1 protein-coding gene is annotated in these 1,088 nt (G+C 61.9%); it reads left to right on the forward strand.

Annotated features, from left to right (window positions below; translation table 11 throughout):
* Positions 1-101: 101 nt before the first annotated feature.
* Entirely contained in the window at positions 102-1,079 is a 978-nt protein-coding gene (locus tag A5692_RS02835; RefSeq protein WP_068051803.1) for an IS481 family transposase, read from the forward strand.
* The last annotated feature ends 9 nt before the right edge of the window (positions 1,080-1,088 follow it).

The following is a 1,088-nucleotide window of genomic DNA, read 5'->3' on the forward strand; positions in this document are numbered from 1 at the left end:
TGTACCCGGCTCGAACGTTGTTGACGGTTTGACTGTGAGAAGGGAGGACCTCCGGGCTTAGTGGAGATGTCTGACGTCTCTGCTCTCACTCGGAGGTCCTCTTGTGTCACGCTAATGCCCGTTTGACCGTTCATGGCCGTGCGTTGCTCGTTGAACGAGTTATCGCTGGTGGGCGTCCCGTTGCTCATGTCGCGGCTGAGCTCGGGGTGTCGCGTCAGTGCGCTCATCGGTGGGTGCGCCGGTTTCGCGAAGAGGGCGTTGTGGGATTGGTTGATCGATCCTCGCGCCCTTTGCGATGCCCGCGCCGCACGGCCCCGGCCATCGAGGCCGCGGTGGTCGAGCTACGCCATAAGGCGCGCCGGGGCCAGGACTGGATCGGCGCCGAGTTGGGTCTGCCGGCCCGCACCGTGTCTGCGATTCTGCGCCGTCACCAGGTGCCCTATCTGCGCGAGTGTGATCCCCTGACCGGCGCGGTGATCCGAGCATCCAAGACCACTGCGGTGCGCTACGAACGAGCACGTCCTGGCGAACTGATCCATATGGACGTCAAAAAGATTGGTCGAATTCGCCACGGTGGCGGCTGGAAAGCGCATGGCAGACAGATGGGCAAGACCAGCGCACAGAAGAAAGCGCCGGTGGGGTTCGATTACGTGCACTCCGTCGTCGACGATCACTCTCGACTGGCCTATTCAGAGATCCTGCCCGATGAAAAAGGAGCGACCTGCGGGGCGTTTCTGACCCGTGCTGCCGAGTACTTCGCCGCCCACGGCATCCCCATCATCGAACGGGTCATCACCGACAATCACTTCAGTTACCGCCGCTCCAACGACGTTGCCGCCGTCATCGCCGCCTTGGGCGCCAAGCACGTGTTCATCAAGCCACACTGTCCTTGGCAGAACGGAAAGGTCGAGCGCTATAACCGCACCTTGCAGACCGAATGGGCCTACCGAGAAATCTTCGCGACAAACGACGCCCGCTGCGCCGCCCTTGCCCCCTGGCTTGATCACTACAACAATCAACGTCGCCACACAGCCATCGGAGGCCAACCCCCAATCAGCCGACTGACACCAACGTCTTAACCGGGTACA

It is taken from the genome of Mycobacterium sp. E342 (genome assembly GCF_001667665.1).
In the GTDB taxonomy this organism is placed as follows: Bacteria; Actinomycetota; Actinomycetes; order Mycobacteriales; family Mycobacteriaceae; genus Mycobacterium.